This is a genomic window from bacterium (genome assembly GCA_030652805.1).
Taxonomy (GTDB): Bacteria; JAHJDO01; JAHJDO01; order JAHJDO01; family JAHJDO01; genus JAHJDO01.
Map to the genome: position 1 here is coordinate 1 of JAUSPT010000068.1, position 17351 is coordinate 17351.

Annotated in this window: 18 protein-coding genes; 16 read left to right on the forward strand and 2 right to left on the reverse strand. The window is 35.6% G+C overall.

The annotated features are described in order from the left end of the window. Positions 1 to 214 precede the first annotated feature (214 nt). The 9 genes from Q7J67_07045 to cobC are packed head-to-tail and all read left to right on the forward strand — an operon-like array spanning position 215 to position 8848. Positions 215 to 1261, forward strand: coding sequence for a rod shape-determining protein (locus tag Q7J67_07045; GenBank protein ID MDO9465035.1), 1047 nt, complete (start codon positions 215 to 217; stop codon positions 1259 to 1261). Then, complete coding sequence (gene mreC, locus Q7J67_07050; protein ID MDO9465036.1) at positions 1261 to 2046, forward strand: rod shape-determining protein MreC; 786 nt, start codon at positions 1261 to 1263, stop codon at positions 2044 to 2046. Before Q7J67_07045 ends, mreC begins: the two co-directional genes overlap by 1 nt. Further along, on the forward strand, positions 2046 to 2573 hold the full coding sequence (gene mreD / locus Q7J67_07055; GenBank protein ID MDO9465037.1) for a rod shape-determining protein MreD: 528 nt from the start codon (positions 2046 to 2048) through the stop codon (positions 2571 to 2573). Before mreC ends, mreD begins: the two co-directional genes overlap by 1 nt. Then, a complete protein-coding gene (gene mrdA / locus Q7J67_07060) occupies positions 2540 to 4309 on the forward strand; it encodes a penicillin-binding protein 2 (protein MDO9465038.1) in 1770 nt (589 codons plus the stop codon). The genes mreD and mrdA overlap by 34 nt, the downstream gene beginning before the upstream one ends. Before the next feature lie 11 nt (positions 4310 to 4320). Beyond that, positions 4321 to 5115: a phosphoribosylaminoimidazolesuccinocarboxamide synthase gene (locus Q7J67_07065; GenBank protein ID MDO9465039.1), complete on the forward strand. Its 795-nt coding sequence runs from the start codon at positions 4321 to 4323 to the stop codon at positions 5113 to 5115. Positions 5116 to 5150: 35 nt separating this feature from the next. Further along, entirely contained in the window at positions 5151 to 6317 is a 1167-nt protein-coding gene (locus tag Q7J67_07070; protein MDO9465040.1) for an ATP-grasp domain-containing protein, read from the forward strand. Between the two features lie 24 nt (positions 6318 to 6341). Next, positions 6342 to 7418, forward strand: a complete 1077-nt coding sequence (locus tag Q7J67_07075; protein MDO9465041.1) for an aldose 1-epimerase family protein — start codon at positions 6342 to 6344, stop codon at positions 7416 to 7418. Then, positions 7399 to 8247 carry a PHP domain-containing protein gene (locus Q7J67_07080; protein ID MDO9465042.1) on the forward strand — a complete coding sequence of 283 codons (849 nt, stop codon included), beginning with the start codon at positions 7399 to 7401 and terminating at the stop codon, positions 8245 to 8247. Before Q7J67_07075 ends, Q7J67_07080 begins: the two co-directional genes overlap by 20 nt. Then, the gene (gene cobC / locus Q7J67_07085; protein MDO9465043.1) at positions 8225 to 8848 is read left to right on the forward strand and encodes an alpha-ribazole phosphatase; all 624 of its coding nucleotides are present in this window, start codon (positions 8225 to 8227) and stop codon (positions 8846 to 8848) included. The genes Q7J67_07080 and cobC overlap by 23 nt, the downstream gene beginning before the upstream one ends. Here the strand turns inward: cobC and nifU are convergent. After that, positions 8835 to 9215: a Fe-S cluster assembly scaffold protein NifU gene (gene nifU, locus Q7J67_07090; GenBank protein ID MDO9465044.1), complete on the reverse strand. Its 381-nt coding sequence runs from the start codon at positions 9213 to 9215 to the stop codon at positions 8835 to 8837. The genes cobC and nifU overlap by 14 nt on opposite strands. An 846-nt stretch (positions 9216 to 10061) precedes the next feature. Then, positions 10062 to 10781 carry a small multi-drug export protein gene (locus tag Q7J67_07095; protein ID MDO9465045.1) on the reverse strand — a complete coding sequence of 240 codons (720 nt, stop codon included), beginning with the start codon at positions 10779 to 10781 and terminating at the stop codon, positions 10062 to 10064. 84 nt (positions 10782 to 10865) lie between these two features. Here Q7J67_07095 and Q7J67_07100 point away from each other — a divergent pair, with 84 nt between their 5' ends. The 7 genes from Q7J67_07100 to Q7J67_07130 are packed head-to-tail and all read left to right on the forward strand — an operon-like array spanning position 10866 to position 17170. Beyond that, positions 10866 to 11393 carry a MarR family transcriptional regulator gene (locus Q7J67_07100; protein ID MDO9465046.1) on the forward strand — a complete coding sequence of 176 codons (528 nt, stop codon included), beginning with the start codon at positions 10866 to 10868 and terminating at the stop codon, positions 11391 to 11393. Between the two features lie 6 nt (positions 11394 to 11399). Continuing rightward, positions 11400 to 12731, forward strand: a complete 1332-nt coding sequence (gene ablA / locus Q7J67_07105) for a lysine 2,3-aminomutase (protein ID MDO9465047.1) — start codon at positions 11400 to 11402, stop codon at positions 12729 to 12731. Then, on the forward strand, positions 12731 to 14068 hold the full coding sequence (gene purD / locus Q7J67_07110; GenBank protein MDO9465048.1) for a phosphoribosylamine--glycine ligase: 1338 nt from the start codon (positions 12731 to 12733) through the stop codon (positions 14066 to 14068). The genes ablA and purD overlap by 1 nt, the downstream gene beginning before the upstream one ends. Further along, positions 14065 to 14562, forward strand: a complete 498-nt coding sequence (locus Q7J67_07115; GenBank protein MDO9465049.1) for a GNAT family N-acetyltransferase — start codon at positions 14065 to 14067, stop codon at positions 14560 to 14562. Before purD ends, Q7J67_07115 begins: the two co-directional genes overlap by 4 nt. 25 nt (positions 14563 to 14587) lie before the next feature. Further along, positions 14588 to 16051: an ABC transporter substrate-binding protein/permease gene (locus tag Q7J67_07120; protein ID MDO9465050.1), complete on the forward strand. Its 1464-nt coding sequence runs from the start codon at positions 14588 to 14590 to the stop codon at positions 16049 to 16051. Next, entirely contained in the window at positions 16044 to 16733 is a 690-nt protein-coding gene (locus Q7J67_07125) for an ATP-binding cassette domain-containing protein (protein MDO9465051.1), read from the forward strand. Before Q7J67_07120 ends, Q7J67_07125 begins: the two co-directional genes overlap by 8 nt. 35 nt (positions 16734 to 16768) lie before the next feature. Further along, the gene (locus Q7J67_07130) at positions 16769 to 17170 is read left to right on the forward strand and encodes a hypothetical protein (GenBank protein MDO9465052.1); all 402 of its coding nucleotides are present in this window, start codon (positions 16769 to 16771) and stop codon (positions 17168 to 17170) included. The last annotated feature ends 181 nt before the right edge of the window (positions 17171 to 17351 follow it).

Sequence of the window (17351 nt, forward strand, 5' to 3'; positions counted from 1 at the left end):
CAAGGAGTTATCCACATTATGCACAGAATTAACAAAAAGAAAAAGTTTGATCAAAAAGAAAAAATTACTACTACTAATCTTAACAAAATAGGACATTTCTACTTTGGTAAGAATAGGACATTTCTATTTTGGCTTGACAAAGGGCATACTTTGCCTTGACCTAGTCTGTTTTGTATGATATTTTTAGACTATTAAAAACAATATGGAGGAAAGGATGAATACAATTTTTCAGTCCATTTTTAATTTGTTTTCAAATGACATAGCAATAGATCTTGGAACGTCTACTACTCTTATATATGCAAAGGGCAAAGGCATTGTTCTTTCTGAACCATCGGTTGTTGCTATAAGAGGAAATACAAGCAAGGTGCTGGCTGTTGGGAATGATGCAAAGAAAATGCTCGGAAGAACGCCTGGAGATATTTCTGCAATAAGGCCTCTAAAGGATGGAGTCATTGCGGATTTTGAGGTAGTGGAGATAATGCTAAGACATTTTATAACAAAAATCCATAATAGAAGAATGTTTATAAGTCCAAGAGTAATTGTTGCTATTCCATCAGGTATAACAGCCGTAGAAAGGAGGGCTGTGGAGGATTCAGCTATTCATGCGGGGGCAAAGGAGGTTTATTTGATTGAAGAACCAATGGCAGCAGCAGTAGGCGCTGGACTCCCTGTTCAGGATCCGGCTGCAAGTATGATTGTAGATGTAGGAGGCGGAACTACAGAGATTGCCGTTATATCTCTTGTCGGCAGTGTTTACGGACGAACAATCCGTGTCGCCGGCGATGAAATGGATGTAGGTATTATAGAGCATATCAAAAAAGCGTACAATGTTCTTATTGGTGAACGTACGGCAGAGGATATAAAAATAAAAATAGGCTCAGCATTTCCAGCAGACAAAGAGGAAAAAATGCAGGTTAAAGGAAGAGATTTGGTTGCAGGATTACCAAAGACTGTATCAGTGTCATCTGAGGAGATAAGAGAAGCCCTGAGTGAGCCTGTGTCTGCAATTGTTGAGGCTGTTAAAGCAACTCTTGACAAAACGCCACCTGAGTTATCAGCAGATCTGGTTGACAGAGGAATAATATTAGCAGGAGGAGGGGCGCTTCTTAAGGGACTGGATAAATTACTCATTAAAGAAACGGGTCTTCCTACCAATATAGCAGAAGATCCTATAACTGCTGTGGTGAGAGGTGCTGGCAAGGTACTGGAAGAGTTGGATTTTTATAAGGATGCTTTGATACGTTCTGAATACAGGACGTAATGAAGCGTGTTCTAGTTCCTGTTATTATTTTAAGCGTCTGCACTATTATACTCACCATCAGTCATAATTATTCACAAGATAATGTAAGATCAGTATTTTTAAATCTCTTATATCCATTTCAGAAATTAACGAGCTCTGCATACAAATCTGGTGTGAATCTTAAAAAAGCTATTCTCTCTGTAAGGGAAATGTGTTCTAGGGAGGATGCCCTAGAAAAGGAGATTGAAAGCTTATCAATAGAGATAAGCTTGTTGAGATCTTTACGTAGGGAGAATAAGAAATTAAGAGAACTTTTAGAGATCAAGAATAAATATAATTATCAGATTATTTTTGCAGAGATTATTGCAGGAGATATAACAGGTTTGTATGATTCAGTAATAATTGACAAAGGGAAAAAGGATAATATTGAGAAGAATATGCCAGTTATGACAGCACAGGGCATTGTAGGAATAACACAGGACGTAGGAGCATACTCAACCAGGGTTATAACTATTCTAAATCCAAATTGCAAAGCAGGTGTATCTGTTGGTAAAAATTCCGTAAGAGGAGTCATGCAAGGTAAAGGCGATTACTGCATTATAAAATATATATCTGTAGAAGAAAATATAGAAGTAGGAAACAGTGTATATACTTCTGAAGGAGGAGGGATATATCCTGAAGGAATAAAAGTTGGCAGAGTCTTCAGAATAGATAAAAACCTGCATGATATTTTTCAGGTTGTATACGTTCTTCCTTGTGTAAATATTCGAACACTTGACAAGGTTGCAGTAATTAAAGACAAATAATGAAATTCCTTATCTGGCTATTTCTGAGCCTATTTTTAATCATTTTCCAAACATCGGTTTTTGACAAACTGAAGATTTTTGGCGCAAAACCGGATTTATTGTTAATTCTAGTCGTTTACGCCAATTTAGATAAAAAGATATATAAGGGATTAGCAGTTGCATTAATTGGCGGTATTTTTGCAGATGGATTTTCAGGCACTATTTTTGGGATACAGCTTATTTGTAAACAAGTTGATGCATTCGTTACCCAATTCTTATCAAGAAGATTATTTGTTAATGAGAAATTTGTAAAAATTTTAATAATAGCAATAGTTAGTCTTGCGGATAGGGTAGTGTTATATTCAACATCCGTCTTACTAAATCAAAATATGAATACATTGTTATACTTGGCAAGAAATACAGTGGTTATTATTCTATGCAACGTAATAGTCAGCCTTATTCTTTTCAGATTCTTCGATTACGTCTTCATATTGGGAGATAAAATCTATAAAACATGTTACATGATAAAAAAGAGACTGCGAATATAAAGAAAAGAATAAAGAAGGTTGCTTGGATATTACTGGCATGTTTTTTGGTCATTATCTTTCGCCTATGGTATTTGCAGCTCATAAGAGGGAACCAGTTCAGGAATAGAGCAAAATCCAACAGGATACGCCTAGTTCATCTTAACGCTCCGAGAGGTTGTATATACGATAGAGATGAAAATCTCCTTGTTAAAAATGTCAGTTCTTTTAATGTGTTAGCAGTCCCAAATGAAATAAAAGACATAGGCTCAACAGTTAAATTACTCTCCGAGATTCTTGGCTTAGAACAAACTTTTATAATGAGGAAACTCTACGATTTAAACTCTAAGGAGTACTCTGGTATCGAACTTGCATCAAATATTAGTTTGGAGAAAGTAGTATTGATTGAAGAGAGAAGTTCTCTTCTTCCAGGGATATTTATTCAGATAGAGCCTCGGAGAAAATATATATTAGGGGAAAATGCAGCACATATAACAGGACATGTTAAACAAGTTAGAAAAGGGGAGATTGAAAAGACACGGTATCATATATTTCAATACAACGAATTTAAGGGAGAAGGAGGAGTTGAGGAAGCCTTTGATAATTTACTGAAGGGATCTGACGGAGCAAAACAGATTGAGGTTAATTCCAGAGGAGAACAAGTAGCAGTACTTATGGAGAAAAAACCGGAAAGAGGCAGCGATGTTATTCTTACAATTGATAAGCATATGCAGGAATTTGTAAGCAAATTATTAGAGGACAAGGCAGGTGCAATAATTGTTATGAATCCTCAAAATGGAGATATACTCGCAATGGCAAGCAGTCCTTCTTATGACCCTGAGATTTTCAATACACCTGTTCTGCAAACAGATTTAGACGTTTTAGCCAAAAAGGATGCGCCTTTACTTAATAGAGCTATTTCTGCTTTATATGCTCCCGGTTCAATATTTAAGATACTTATAGCTGCTGCAGGCTTGAAACATCATGTTGTAACTTGCCCTCAAGAACTGGAGTGTAAAGGACACTTGAAAATCGGGGAAGGGATATTCTATTGCTGGAACAGAGCAGGCCATGGATATATGAATATGTATAATGCTATAAAAGATTCATGTGATGTTTATTTCTATAGACTAGGACTGTTATTGGGGGTTAATAGGATTGCAGATTTTGCGGATAAATGCGGATTTGGCAAACTTACAGGCATAAAGCTTTCCGGAGAAAAAGCTGGGCTTATACCAGATAAAAGCTGGAGAAAAAAAAGGGCTTGGTATTCTGGAGATACAGCGCTCTTATCAATAGGACAGTCCTATCTTTTAGTAACTCCGCTTCAACTGGTGAATTTAATTAGCGCAGTAGCAAATGGGGGAACCATGTACAAACCCAGAATCCTTTTGCAGACACAGCCTGAGCAGATAGGCAAGCTGCCGTTCAGCAGGAAGATAATAAAAGAGATTAAAAAGGCTCTTTGCGAGGTTGTAAGTGATAAGGGAACCGGTAAATTTGCACAGGTTAAGGGGCTGGAAATTGCAGGAAAAACAAGCACAGTGCAGGTAGTAAAAATGAAACATATTACTAAATACAGAGATATTCCGTATAAATTCAGAGATCACGCTATGTTTGTTGCTTTTGCTCCTGCAAAAAATCCACAGATTGCTCTCGTAGTAGTTGTCGAACATGGTGGAGAAGGGGGAAGAGTAGCTGCGCCTATTGCAAAACAAATATTTAAATGGTATATGAAAAACAGAAGTGATAAATCATAAGGAGAAAGGTTATGTCAATAAATTTTGAATCCATGGACAAAACAGCAGAAGGGAAGACAAAGATAATTTATAGAAATGCTGGGGATGAGAAAACAGTTTATATGGTCTTCAAGGATGATATTACAGCAGGTGATGGGGTAAAACATGATGTGATTTCGGGCAAGGCTCTGATTGACTGGAAAACTAATAGAGATACATTTGAACTTCTTAATAGGAAAGGAGTTAGGACTCATTATATCTCAAGTCCTGAAGAAAAAGTCGCGCTTGTAAGAAAACTTGACAGAAAGATTAACCTTGAAGTTGTGTCAAGAAGAGTTGCTTCAGGCTCTATTCTGAAATGGAGCAATACTATTGAGGGACAGAGATACGATCCTGTAATTACACAATTTCACTATAAGGATGATCCGTTACATGATCCTATGCTGGATAATGCCTATATTGCCTACATCATAAAGGCAAAGAGTGGTTTTGAATACGCTGCGATGAAAAAAATTAATGAACAGGCTTTCGGATATCTTGAGGCAACTTTCGCACATTTTGATGTTCAATTAATAGATATTAAGCTAGAATATGGTATTATTGATGGAGAAGTATATCTCATAGATGAGATTTCAGGAGGCTCATTTCGGCTGTGGCCCTACGCACACAAAAACCCTAATCTTAATCAAGACAATGTATTGGGAGAACTTAATCCAGAAGCTCGGCTTGATAAGGATACATACAGAATGGGGCAAAGCACAGACAAGGTTAAAGATAAATTTGCAGAAATAGCCGATATAACTGCAGGTTTTAAGAATATAGAATAGCAAATTCGCTCCCATATCTATTTGCCAAATCAATTATGGACAGAGTATTAATTACAGACGGTCACTGGAGAAAGACACTTGCTGCAACCAGGGCGCTTGGAGAGAAAGGTATAGCAGTAACTGTTGGGGAAACTAGCATATTTGCCACTTCTTTATTCTCGAAATATTGTGCAAGAAGACTTGTTTATCCATCTCCTAAAAGAAATCCTGATGAATTTATAACTGCAATTATTGCAGAATTAACCAGGTTCAAATACAAGGCTATCCTTCCAATGGAAGAAACAACAATGCTTGTTCTCTCTCAGCATAAGGAGAAAATAGAAAAATATACAAATTTACCTATTCTGAATTATGCGATGCTCAATCTTGCCAGAAATAAGGCAAGAGTTATAAAGCATGCTCAGTCTATTGGGATTCCATGTCCAAAAACATATTTTATAGAGAACATTAAAGAAGTTGAACAGATATCAAATAGCCTGCCATATCCAGTAATAATAAAGCCTCAAATCAGTTCAGGATCTTTTGGCATCAGGAAGGTTGATTCAAAAGAAAACCTCATGACTAATTATCTTCAAATACACAGCAAGTTTCCTTATCCTATAATTCAGGAGTACATACCTGATGGAGGAGCATTCGGAGTTTCTTTGCTGTTTAACAGGAGAAGTCAACTGCGTGCAATATTCACTCATAAAAGATTACGAGAATATCCTGTAAAAGGTGGGCCAAGCACCTTGCGCAAAGGAATAAGAAGATATGACATAGAGAATTTAGCGCTAGAACTTATGAAATCACTTTTGTGGTATGGTGTAGCTATGGTTGAATTCAGAATTGACAAGCGGGATGATATCCCCAAATTAATGGAAATTAATCCGAGATTCTGGGGATCCTTACAACTTGCAATTTCTTCTGGTGTTAATTTCCCATATCTTTTATATGAGATAGCATGTAAGGGAGATACAGAAGGAGTTTTTGAATATAAGACAGGTATAAAGTGCAGATGGCTGTTATTCGGAGATGTATTGCATTTTTTGTCCAACCAGAAAAGATTCTCATTGGATCCAGGATTTTTTAAGTTCTTTGATAAGAACACGTCATATGATATATGCTCAACTGCGGACATTAAGCCAATATTTGGAAGGATATTATCAGGAATAACAATTTTATACGATCCAGACATGAGAAAGTTCCTGAAGAAAAGGTAACTAATAAAATCATAGGGGGTAAAAATGGCTATCTTATACGGTAAAAGGATAGGTAAGGAAACATTGCTAAAAAAAGTTGGAAGCATTTCGCAAGTTGCTGGCATAAAAAGATATACGCTTTTAGAGGGAAGAGGAAAGGGTGTTGAAGCCGCTGATGTTAAAACAGGTTCGGGTTTTTCTTTTACGGTTCTTCCATCCAGGGGTATGGATATCTCTTTTGCGCAGTATAATGGTAAGTCCTTGTGCTGGAGATCGCAGACAGGTGATGTGGCGCCAAGTTATTATGAGCCAGAAGAACTTGAATGGTTAAGAAGCTTTTATGGAGGATTGCTCCTCACATGCGGACTGACTCAGGCAGGTATGCCATGTATAGATAATGAAGAAAAACTGGGACTGCATGGAAGGATATCAAACATACCAGCTACTGATGTTTCCATTCAGTCCGAATGGAAAGATGATGATTATATCATGAAGATAAAAGGGAAAATTATCCAGGCTAAGGTTTTTGGCGAAAATATCTGTTTAACCAGAGAAATCACAGCAAGACTGGGTGAAAGCAGGCTGTTTGTTTACGATGTAGTAGAGAATTTAGGATTTGAGGATGTCCCTCATATGATACTGTACCACATTAACGGAGGCTACCCAGCAGTTGATGAAGGCTCAAGTTTAATTGCTCAAGTAAATAGTGTCTCTCCGAGGGACGATGAAGCAAAGATAGAACAGGAAAAATATAATCAGTTCAGTAGACCAATACATGGGTTCAAGGAACGAGTATATTATCTTGATATGGCTGAGGATAAGGATGGATTTGTAACAGCAGCGCTTGTAAATAAAACATATGATAATGGAGAAGGATTCGGTTTCTACATTAGATATCTCAAGAAAGAGCTTCCGCGATTTATTGAGTGGAAAATGAATGGCGAAGGAACATATGTGGTAGGCATAGAGCCTGCAAATTGCATGGTGGGAGGCAGAGCAAAAGAGAGAGAAGCTAAAACACTCCAGTTTATGAAGCCCGGAGAGAAAAGAGAATATCATTTGGAAATAGGTGTCCTCTCAGGTAAGGAAAGCATAGAGAAATATGAAGAACAAATGCGCTGATTTGCACATTCACACTACTGCTTCAGATGGAACTTTTTCGCCGAGAAGGGTAGTGAGGGAAGCAGCCAAAAGAGGCATACACGCAATAGCAATAACAGATCATGATACTGTTCAAGGCATTTCTGAAGCAATCAAGGCTGGCAAGGATATGAATGTTGAAGTTATTCCCGGAGTAGAATTGGCTACAGACGAGAAAGGAGTAGAGTTACATATTCTGGGACTGTTTATAGATTGGGAAAATAAAACTCTGCAAGATACACTTAAAACCCTGTCTGTACAAAGAATTAGCCGAATGAAGAAAATGATATCCAAATTAGCCCAATTTGAAATGAATATAAAATTTGAAGAGGTTTTAGAACTGGCAAAAGGAGAGATAATAGGAAGACTTCATCTTGCACAAGTTATGAAAAAGAAGGGATACGTAGAATATGTTGCAGAAGCCTTTAACAAGCATATAGGAGATAAAAAAGCGTGTTATGTTTCAAGGTATAAATTGAGCTCAGATGAGACTATTTCATTAATAAATCGTATTGGAGGTATCTCTATAATTGCACATCCAATGATACTGCACAGGGACGATATTATAATAGACCTCATAAAAAAAGGATTATGCGGTATAGAGGTGTTCTATAATCATCAGTCTAAGGAAAGTGCTGAGCATTACGAAAAAATGGCAAAAGAGTATGGACTATTGGTTACAGGCGGTTCTGACTGTCATGGAGAGGCAAAAGATCAGGTTCTAATGGGGAGTGTAAGAATACCCTATGAATATGTTGAGAGATTAAAGGAGAGTAAGGAGTCAATGAGTGGGAAAAATATTCATTATTAGACATGGCCAAACTTCTGGCAACAGCGCACTAAAATATTTTGGTATTACTGATGTGGAGTTAAATAAAGAGGGCATAATCCAGGCTGGATTGGCAAGTAAAAGATTAGAAAAGGAAAACATTTACAGAATTTACAGCAGTAGTTTAAAAAGAGCATTTAAAACTGCAGAAATAATAGCAAAACCTCACAGAATAAGTATTGAATTGAAAGAAGACCTGAGGGAAATCAACTTTGGAAATTGGGAAGGCCTAAGTTTTCAAGAAATCCGGATGAGTTGTCCACATGAATTTTCTGAGTGGCAGAATAATATAATGGGTTTCACAATGCCTCAAGGGGAATCGATATTAGAACTAAAAAGAAGAGTTGAGACAGCATTTAATGAAATATTAAATAGTGCAAAGGAGAATAATGTTGTTATTGTAACGCATGGAGGACCAATAAGGATAATATTGAGTAAAATACTTTCTCCAAATGCGTTAGAGACTGCGTTCTGGAAGATAAAGCAGGATAATGCTGCATTAAATATTATTGAGAATACAGACAACACACAGATAATATCATTAATTAATGACACATCTCATCTGAATCCTAGGCGGTTTTAGCTTTTACCAGATAGTCATTAATTGCTGATTTGAGTGCCTCCTCTGCCAAAACCGAACAATGCATTTTTATATGTGGAAGTCCACCCAATGCTTCTGCTACTGCTCGATTTGATATCTTAAGTGCTTCATCTATGGTTTTCCCTTTAACTAATTCAGTAACCATGCTGCTTGTAGCTATAGCTGCACCACATCCAAAGGTCTTAAATTTAGCATCTACAATAATATTATTTTTCACCTTAATATACATTTCCATAATATCCCCACAAACAGGATTCCCTACGTGCCCAATACCATCCGGATTTTTTATTTCACCTACGTTTCGTGGGTTTCTGAAATGCTCCATCACTTTCTTACTGTAGTTTTCCACTATTTATCTCCTATAAGTTAGATATTATATATGCTAGAAGTATTTTTAATCTTCTCAGGAATTATATAAATAAAAAGACATCTTGCCAAGTATTTTTAGCGGGTAATAGGAAAGCAATATGACTACTTACTTATAGGAAGGAAAATTCACGCCCCTGGGGGTCGGGAAGGGACATGGGCATTAACATACCTCTCCCGCACAGAATTAGCTGATAAAAAGATGTTATATACACTTTCTGGAATATCCCCCCAAAAAATAGTTCTCGAAATTTATAACTAATTTTAATAGAAAAAATATGCGAATTGTAATTCATTAGGAGTAGAATGCAATCACGGTAGTGCTGGAGTTTAATGAGAACTCGAATTTTTAATGTCAATAACTTCACATAAGGCACCTTATTGACATAAATATATAGAATAAAGCTAACTTTATATAAAAAAGTTTGATCAAAAAGAAAAAGTTACTACTACTAATCTTAACAAAATAGGACATTTCCAACAGGCTTGACATTTTTATTTACATTTTGTAATAGCGTTGGATATATCCATTTTGAATTTGAAGCAGATAACTTAAAATGGCTTTCGCTCTTTAGGAAATAAATATCCACAAGCTCCACCAATCTCCTGAAGATCTCTTTCATCAATGGGGAATACTTTACACTGTTGCGGACGAAAGGAATGATAAATCTGACAACAAATCTTCTTTCCAGAACCCCTTAGGAATGGACATCGATAAAGGAAAACACAGCATTTACCACATTGGAAACATTCTCCTTGACGGATCTCCAATTGCTTTTTGACATATTCTGGACGGAACTTTATCAAAAAGAATCTTCGGATTTTCCCTTTAATCTCTATTATCATGCTTTTCTTTATTGTTTGAAGGGGTGCTCTTTTTTAGTTTTATTTTTTGCCTGGCCAGACTATAAAGATGCCGCAGTCTGTAGAAGATTGCTATTCCTAAAATTAAACCAACAAATATCGAGGGGATAAGTTTCCCTGCTCCTGTAGCGAACTCAAATAGATAATCAAAAGCAAATGTCCATGATATGACACTAGCAATCATCGCAGATGTTACCACGCAAATTACAGTAATTGTACGCATACCAATCAAAGTTCCGATAATTGCTCCTACCAATGCTCCACTTGAGAAAAGAGGAGCCCACACAAAAAAGGCTAATCCCAGAGAGCCCCATTTTTCTATTTTAGGCTGATACTTTTCAGCTTTATGTTTAACTGAACCGATGATTTTCCCTATAAATTTCATTTCTATTAAATGTTCGTAAAAATAAATAATTGGGGGATAAAGAACAAAAAGAAATGTGAGATTAGAAAAAACTAAAATTGAAATAACTAAAAATTTAGATAATCCAAGATTTAAGCCCAGAGATATACTCACACCTCTTCCACCAAGAAAGTAAGCAGCAATTACTGAAAATAAATTCTCTTTTAACTCAGGAATATAGTGTCCAAATAGAGCAAAAAGAATTAGTTCAATTGCAAGAAGACAACAACCAATCAGGAAGATAAGTCCTTCTATGCTTCTAAAAAAAGAAAATTTTGACATACAAACATTTTACATATATAATATTTATATGTAAAGCATTGATTGTCAAAAAAAGCGTAAAAATCATAGAAAGGGAATTGGAAAATGGATAGTAGCAATAGTATAGAATTTGAAATCTTCAGTACTTTAAGAAAAATAATTAAAACCGTAGATATTTATTCTGCAAAATTAAAAATGGAACATAAAATAAATTCTTCACAACTATCCTGTTTATTAGTTCTTGGAGAGCTAGGCTCAATTTCACTTAGCCAGTTAAGTAAAAAGGTTTCCTTGTCTCCAAGTATGATTACTGGTGTTATAGATCAACTTGAAAGCAAAGAATTGGTCACAAGAGCAAGGAATTCCACTGATAGAAGAGTGATACTTATTGAATTAACAGAGAAGGGGAAAGACACTCTAAAAAACGCTCCGCTTTCTATCCAAAAGAAATTGGTAAATGCTTTGTCTGCTATAAAAAAAGAAGAAAAAATAGAAATCAATAAAAGCTTGTTAAAATTATTGTCAATGATGGTATCAGAAGTATTAATAGATTCTTCTATCTTCGGAGCCGAAGATAAGATGGTAGATGTTGAACCTTCTGTCATTCAATCAGAAGAAAATTTAAAAAGTTAGAAAATAATGGAATTTGATAATAAACAACAAAAAAACATAGTTAATATTATTTCTACCGACCAAGAACCAGTTTTTTCAAATTGGAGAGATTATAAATGGCAGTTAAAACATTCAATTAAAGATATTGAGACATTTGAAAAACTAACCGACATCAAATTCAGCAAAAAGGAAAAGTCTGAACTTAAAAAAACAATTGATAAATTCCCAATTTCTATAACGCCATATTATCTATCTCTCATTAATAAGGATGATTATCTGAATGATCCTGTTTTTAGGCAGTCGTTTCCTGACCCTCGTGAACTAATTTTAGAAAAATATGATATGAGTGACCCCTTGCATGAAGATAAAGATAGTCCAGTTGTTGGTATAACACATAGATATCCGGATAGGGTTTTATTTATAATAAGCAATATATGTTCTATGTACTGCAGGCATTGCACAAGAAAAAGGAAAGTTGGCGATGTGGATTGTATTCCATCAAAGAAAGAAGTAATGAAAGGTATTAACTATATAAAAAATACCTCTGTTGTCAGAGATGTTCTGCTTTCTGGAGGCGACCCTTTTATGTTGTCAGATGACTATCTTGACTGGATACTGACCGAACTGCAAAAAATTCAGCATGTTGAGGTAATAAGAATAGGAACAAGGATGCCTGCTGTTTTGCCTTATCGCATAACTGACGATTTAATTAAAATATTGAGAAAGCATCATCCGTTATGGATCAATACACATTTCAATCATCCTAGGGAAATAACAGCTTCTGCAAAAGAATCGTTAAGAAAGTTGGCCGATGCAGGAATTCCATTAGGCAACCAGAGTGTGTTATTGGCAGGAGTCAATGACTGTCCGCGGATAATTAAAAAATTATCACACGACCTTGTTCAAAGTAGAGTGAGACCGTATTATTTATATCAATGTGATTTAACAGAAGGCTTAAGCCATTTTAGAACTCCAGTCGGAAAAGGCATAGAAATTATTGAAGGTTTAATAGGGCACACAAGCGGTTTCGCTATTCCTACTTATGTTATTGATACACCGGGTGGCGCTGGGAAAATTCCTGTTATACCGAATTATATAATCTCATGGTCAACCAATAAAATTGTTTTAAGAAATTATGAAGGCGTAATTTCTACTTATAAAGAACCCGACTCTTATGAGCCTATTTTTTGCGATAGAAATTGCGCTGATTGTAAGTTGCAGTTAAAACTTGACTCAGCAGAGGAAATCAGGGCTACAGGGGTTGGGAAACTTTTATCTGACTTTGACAAGACAATTGCTCTCACTCCGGAACATAGTGACAGAGCTAAAAGAAGAAATAAAAAACCAAAAGAATACTGATGATAGATTATACCTCTCTAAATAAAATAAAAAATGTTCTCATAGTTGGGAGCTGGGCAAAGGAGCAAATTACTATTGAAAACATAAAAAGCAATAAAAAAATAAAAGTATTTTCATATCTAGACACGAAAAATCCGGGCATAATATCATTGGTTGATAGTTATAAAATAGGCAGTTTGTATAAGATAGAAAATATTGCGAAATATGCTAAAACAGTTAAAGCAGATCTAGTAATTATAACAACAGCAGCCCCGCTTTCTCTTGGTATTGTTGATGTTTTGGAAGCAGAAAAAATACCTGTATTTGGGCCGAATAGCACAGCTGCAAAATTAGAATCAGATAAAGAGTTTGCAAGAAAACTTATGCGTAAATATAGGATTGATGTGCTACCTGAATTTAATGTATTTAGCGAAATTAAACCAGCTATTCAATATGCGAAAGATCTTCAATGGAACGTCGCTGTTAAACCAGTTTCTCTTACCGAGGGATTAGGGGTGAAGGTTTCCAGAGACCAATTAAAAAACAAAAGCGAGATTATAAACTATATAACACGCGTCCTAAATGATAACTCAAAAGTTTTGATAGAGGAAAAGCTTGAAGGCGAAGAATTTACCTTGCAATGTTTGGTTAATGGCACTTGCATAATCTCCACTCCTGCTGTGCAGGATTTTAAAAAAAAATTACCAGGTGACAGAGGATTGAATACCGCAAGTATGGGCTCTTACTCTGATACAGGGCATATATTGCCTTTTATGAAGCAGGAAGATTATGATTCTGGAATTGATATCATAAGAAAAACCGTGAAAGCTTTTCAATCTGAAACAGGGCAGATATGCCGCGGTTTTTTATACGGGCAGTTTATGATTACAGGAAAAGGGATAAAACTTATAGAATACAATTTTCGTCCTGGAGATCCTGAGTGGATGAATACTTTGATAGTACTGAAGGATAATGTATTAGACATAATTAAAGATTTACTGAGAGGTAAAGAGAGAAAACTCAGACTTGAGAACAAAGCGTCAGTATGTAAATACATAGTTCCTAATAATTATCCTGAGAAATTAAATGAGGTGTTGGATATTGCTTTTAAAGAATCGGATATAAAAAAAGATGATGTTAATATCTATTATAGTTGTGGAGTTAACGACAACAGGAAATTGAATACTGGTTCGGAGAGAGGTATTGCTCTTATTGCAAAAGCTGATACTGTTTCTAAAGCGAATAAAAAGGTAGAGAAAGCAGTCTCATTAGTTAATGGCAGTTTTCACTATAGGTTTGATATTGGCACTGAGGAAATGATTAAGTCTAAAATTGCTTTTCGTGAAAACAGATTATGAAAGAAGCTATAACTATACGCAGAGCGAATGAAAGTGAATTTCTTAAAGTTTATCAATTTGTTTCCAATTGCAAGCCGTTAGAAAATTATTCAGAACATTTTTATAAAATAATCCTAAGATATTTTGGAAACAGCTGCTTCGTTGCTGAATATAATGACAGCATAATTGGATTTGTAATGAGCTTTATTTCACAAACTCACAATAAAACATATTTCTTATGGCAAATAGGTGTAACGCCTAAAATGCATGGCAAAGGGATAGGAAGGAAACTTCTGGAATCAGTTGAAGTGGAATTGGCGAAAATGGGTTGTGATCGAATTGAACTTACAATAGATCCGAAAAACATACCTTCCATGAAACTGTTCGAAAAAGCTGGATATAAAAACATTAGCGAAAAAGAGGGAAGCACTCTAATCGTTGATAATAATATCGCTGTAAAAGATTATTACAAGTCTGAAAGCCATTTTATGCTTTATGAGAAAAACTTTTCATAAGCATGTTGTATAAGGAGATAAATAAATGGGAAGATTGAAGTTCCGATTAGGATTTCTTCGCAAAAAACAATTTTTAATGATATTTGTTTTAGCATTTCTAATTATTATTAATATTGACTTATTTGCAAAAGAGAAAGAAACATTTACTATAGCTTTAACAGGTAAATATCCTCCTTTTAATTTCTATTCGGATGAAGGAAAGTTAGTAGGTTTTGATGTTGACACAGCAAAAAAAATATCAAAACATTTAAATCGAAAACTTGTTATTATTCCCACGGAATGGGATTCTATAGTAGCAGGGCTGCTGTTCAAAAAATACGATGCAATAATAGGTTCAATGGCAATAACACCTGAGCGTGCGAAGAAAGTAAACTTTTCTATCCCTTACTACATATCCGGCGCTCAACTGTTCATACACAAAAGGAATAGAGAGAAAATAAAGAAAATAACCGATCTTTACGGGAAAAAGGTCGGTGTTGGATTAGGTGAAACTTATGAACACTACCTAAGGAAAAACCATCCGAGTATAAAAATTGTTACTTACAAAAGCACAGTAGATATTTTTATGGATATGCACAATAACAGACTGGACGGATTTTTAACAGATAGGCTTGTCGGCTTATATCAGATTAAAAAAGGGCATATGCCTTTTATCCCAGCTGGCCAACTCTTATATGAGGAGAAAATGGCTATTCCTGTAACTATTAATAACACTGAATTACTGACCAATATAAATAAGGCATTAAAGAGAATGAAAGAAGATGGAACTTCTGCAAAACTCCACAAGAAATGGTTTGGAAGTGCTTCAGTTAGCGATCCAAAAGCCGAAAGAGACATGAGAACAGAGGTAATTATAAAAAAACTCGCGCAGGGTTTTGCTATTACACTGTTCGTTGCGTTTATTTCTATCTTGTTCGGGTTTATTCTGTCAGTCCCCTCAGGCATTATTCTTAACAGCAAAAAAACTTTCTTATACCATATCTTAAGATCGTCTAATGATATTATAAGAGGAACACCACTTCTTATACAGCTCTTTTTTGTCTATTTTGGCGCTCCACAGATAGGAATAACTCTTGCTCCCATTCAAGCAGCAATAATAACTTTGACAATCAATTCATCTGCCTATATGTCTGAAGTGATAAGATCCGGGCTTATGGCTGTTGACCATGGTCAGAATCTTGCAGGAAAAGCGCTTGGGTTGACAAAACTGCAGGTCTTTAGATATGTAATTTGGCCTCAATCCTTTAGAGTGTCTCTTCCCCCTCTTGTAAATTCAGTAGTGGCCTTAATGAAAGACACAGCCTTAATTGCTATGATATCCGTAGGGGAAGTTATTAGGGAAACTCAATCAATAATCAGCGTAACTTATAACCCGATAAAATATTACTTTATTGTTGGGGCTATGTTTTTTGTTTTTACATTCCCCTTAATGAAAATGGCTAACAAATTAGAAAAGAATATTAAAGAAAGAGGATTTACCCATGCTTAAGATTAAAAATTTAACTTATACATATCCTAACGGAACTACTGCTCTGAAAAACATTAATACAGAAATTCAAAAAACACATATTTTTGCAATAATGGGGTCAAGCGGTTCAGGAAAAACAACTATGTTAAACTGCATAGGTAAATTTCTAAAACCTGATACAGGCAGCATACTAATCAATGGCAAAAACATATATAACATAGAAGAAAGAGTATTGAGAGAAAAAATCGGCATTGTTTTTCAACAGCTTTATCTTTTTCCTCATCTTACTGTTCTGGAGAATATGATATTAGCGCCTATGAAGGTACTAAAACAGGATAGAGAAAAAGCAAAAAAAGAAGCTGTAAAAACACTTAAAAAATTAGGAATTAATGAACTAAAAAACAGTTATCCGTCACAAATAAGCGGAGGACAGGCTCAACGTGTTGCTATTGCGCGCGCATTAATACTAAAACCATCTTACCTGCTACTTGATGAACCTACCTCTGCTCTTGATGTAAACACAACAGGTGAATTTGGAAAATGGCTCGTAGATTTAAAAGAGGAAACAACATTCGTTATTGTTACTCATGATGTACCCTTCGCAAGTGAAATCGCGACATCGGGAGTTTTAATGGCAAATGGGAAAATAGAATACACTGGAAGCATTAAGGATATTTTAAAAACTCTAAATATTAAGACATAACCTTTCTGAAAATAACAATATAAAAAGAGGTTCACATGGAAAATTCGGTATTTCTCGCTAAAATTCTTGGTCCGTACTGTATTATTATCGCTACAGGGATTCTCTTCAACCTTGAAAGCTATCAGAAGATTATAAAGGATTTTCGCAAAAACTCTGCTTTGCTTTATCTTGGCGGAATACTTGCGCTTCTGTTTGGTTTTCTTATAGTGCTGTTTCACAATGTATGGGTGGCTGACTGGCCTGTAATCATTACAATTTTTGGCTGGGGAGGGCTCATTAAAGGTGCGGGGTTGATCATTTTCCCGAACGCGCTAGCCAAATTGACACGGACATGTCATGAAAACACGATGCTATTATTGGTTCTTTTATTTGTACCCACATCTGCAGTCTTCGGTATCTTTCTGACGGTCATGGGGTATTTTGCCGCATTTACTTAAGGATAATAAAATAAGAACTTTTCGATTTAGGCTAAAAAGCAATAGGCGGTCACAAAATTAGAGGGAAGGGAGAAACTTTTTGATGAAGCGGATTTTATCTTTATGTCCAGTCTTAGCAGCAGTGAGCGCAATGAGGAGTACGGTAATATGAGAAATAGTGCAGTGGTTAGCAGTAGCATGC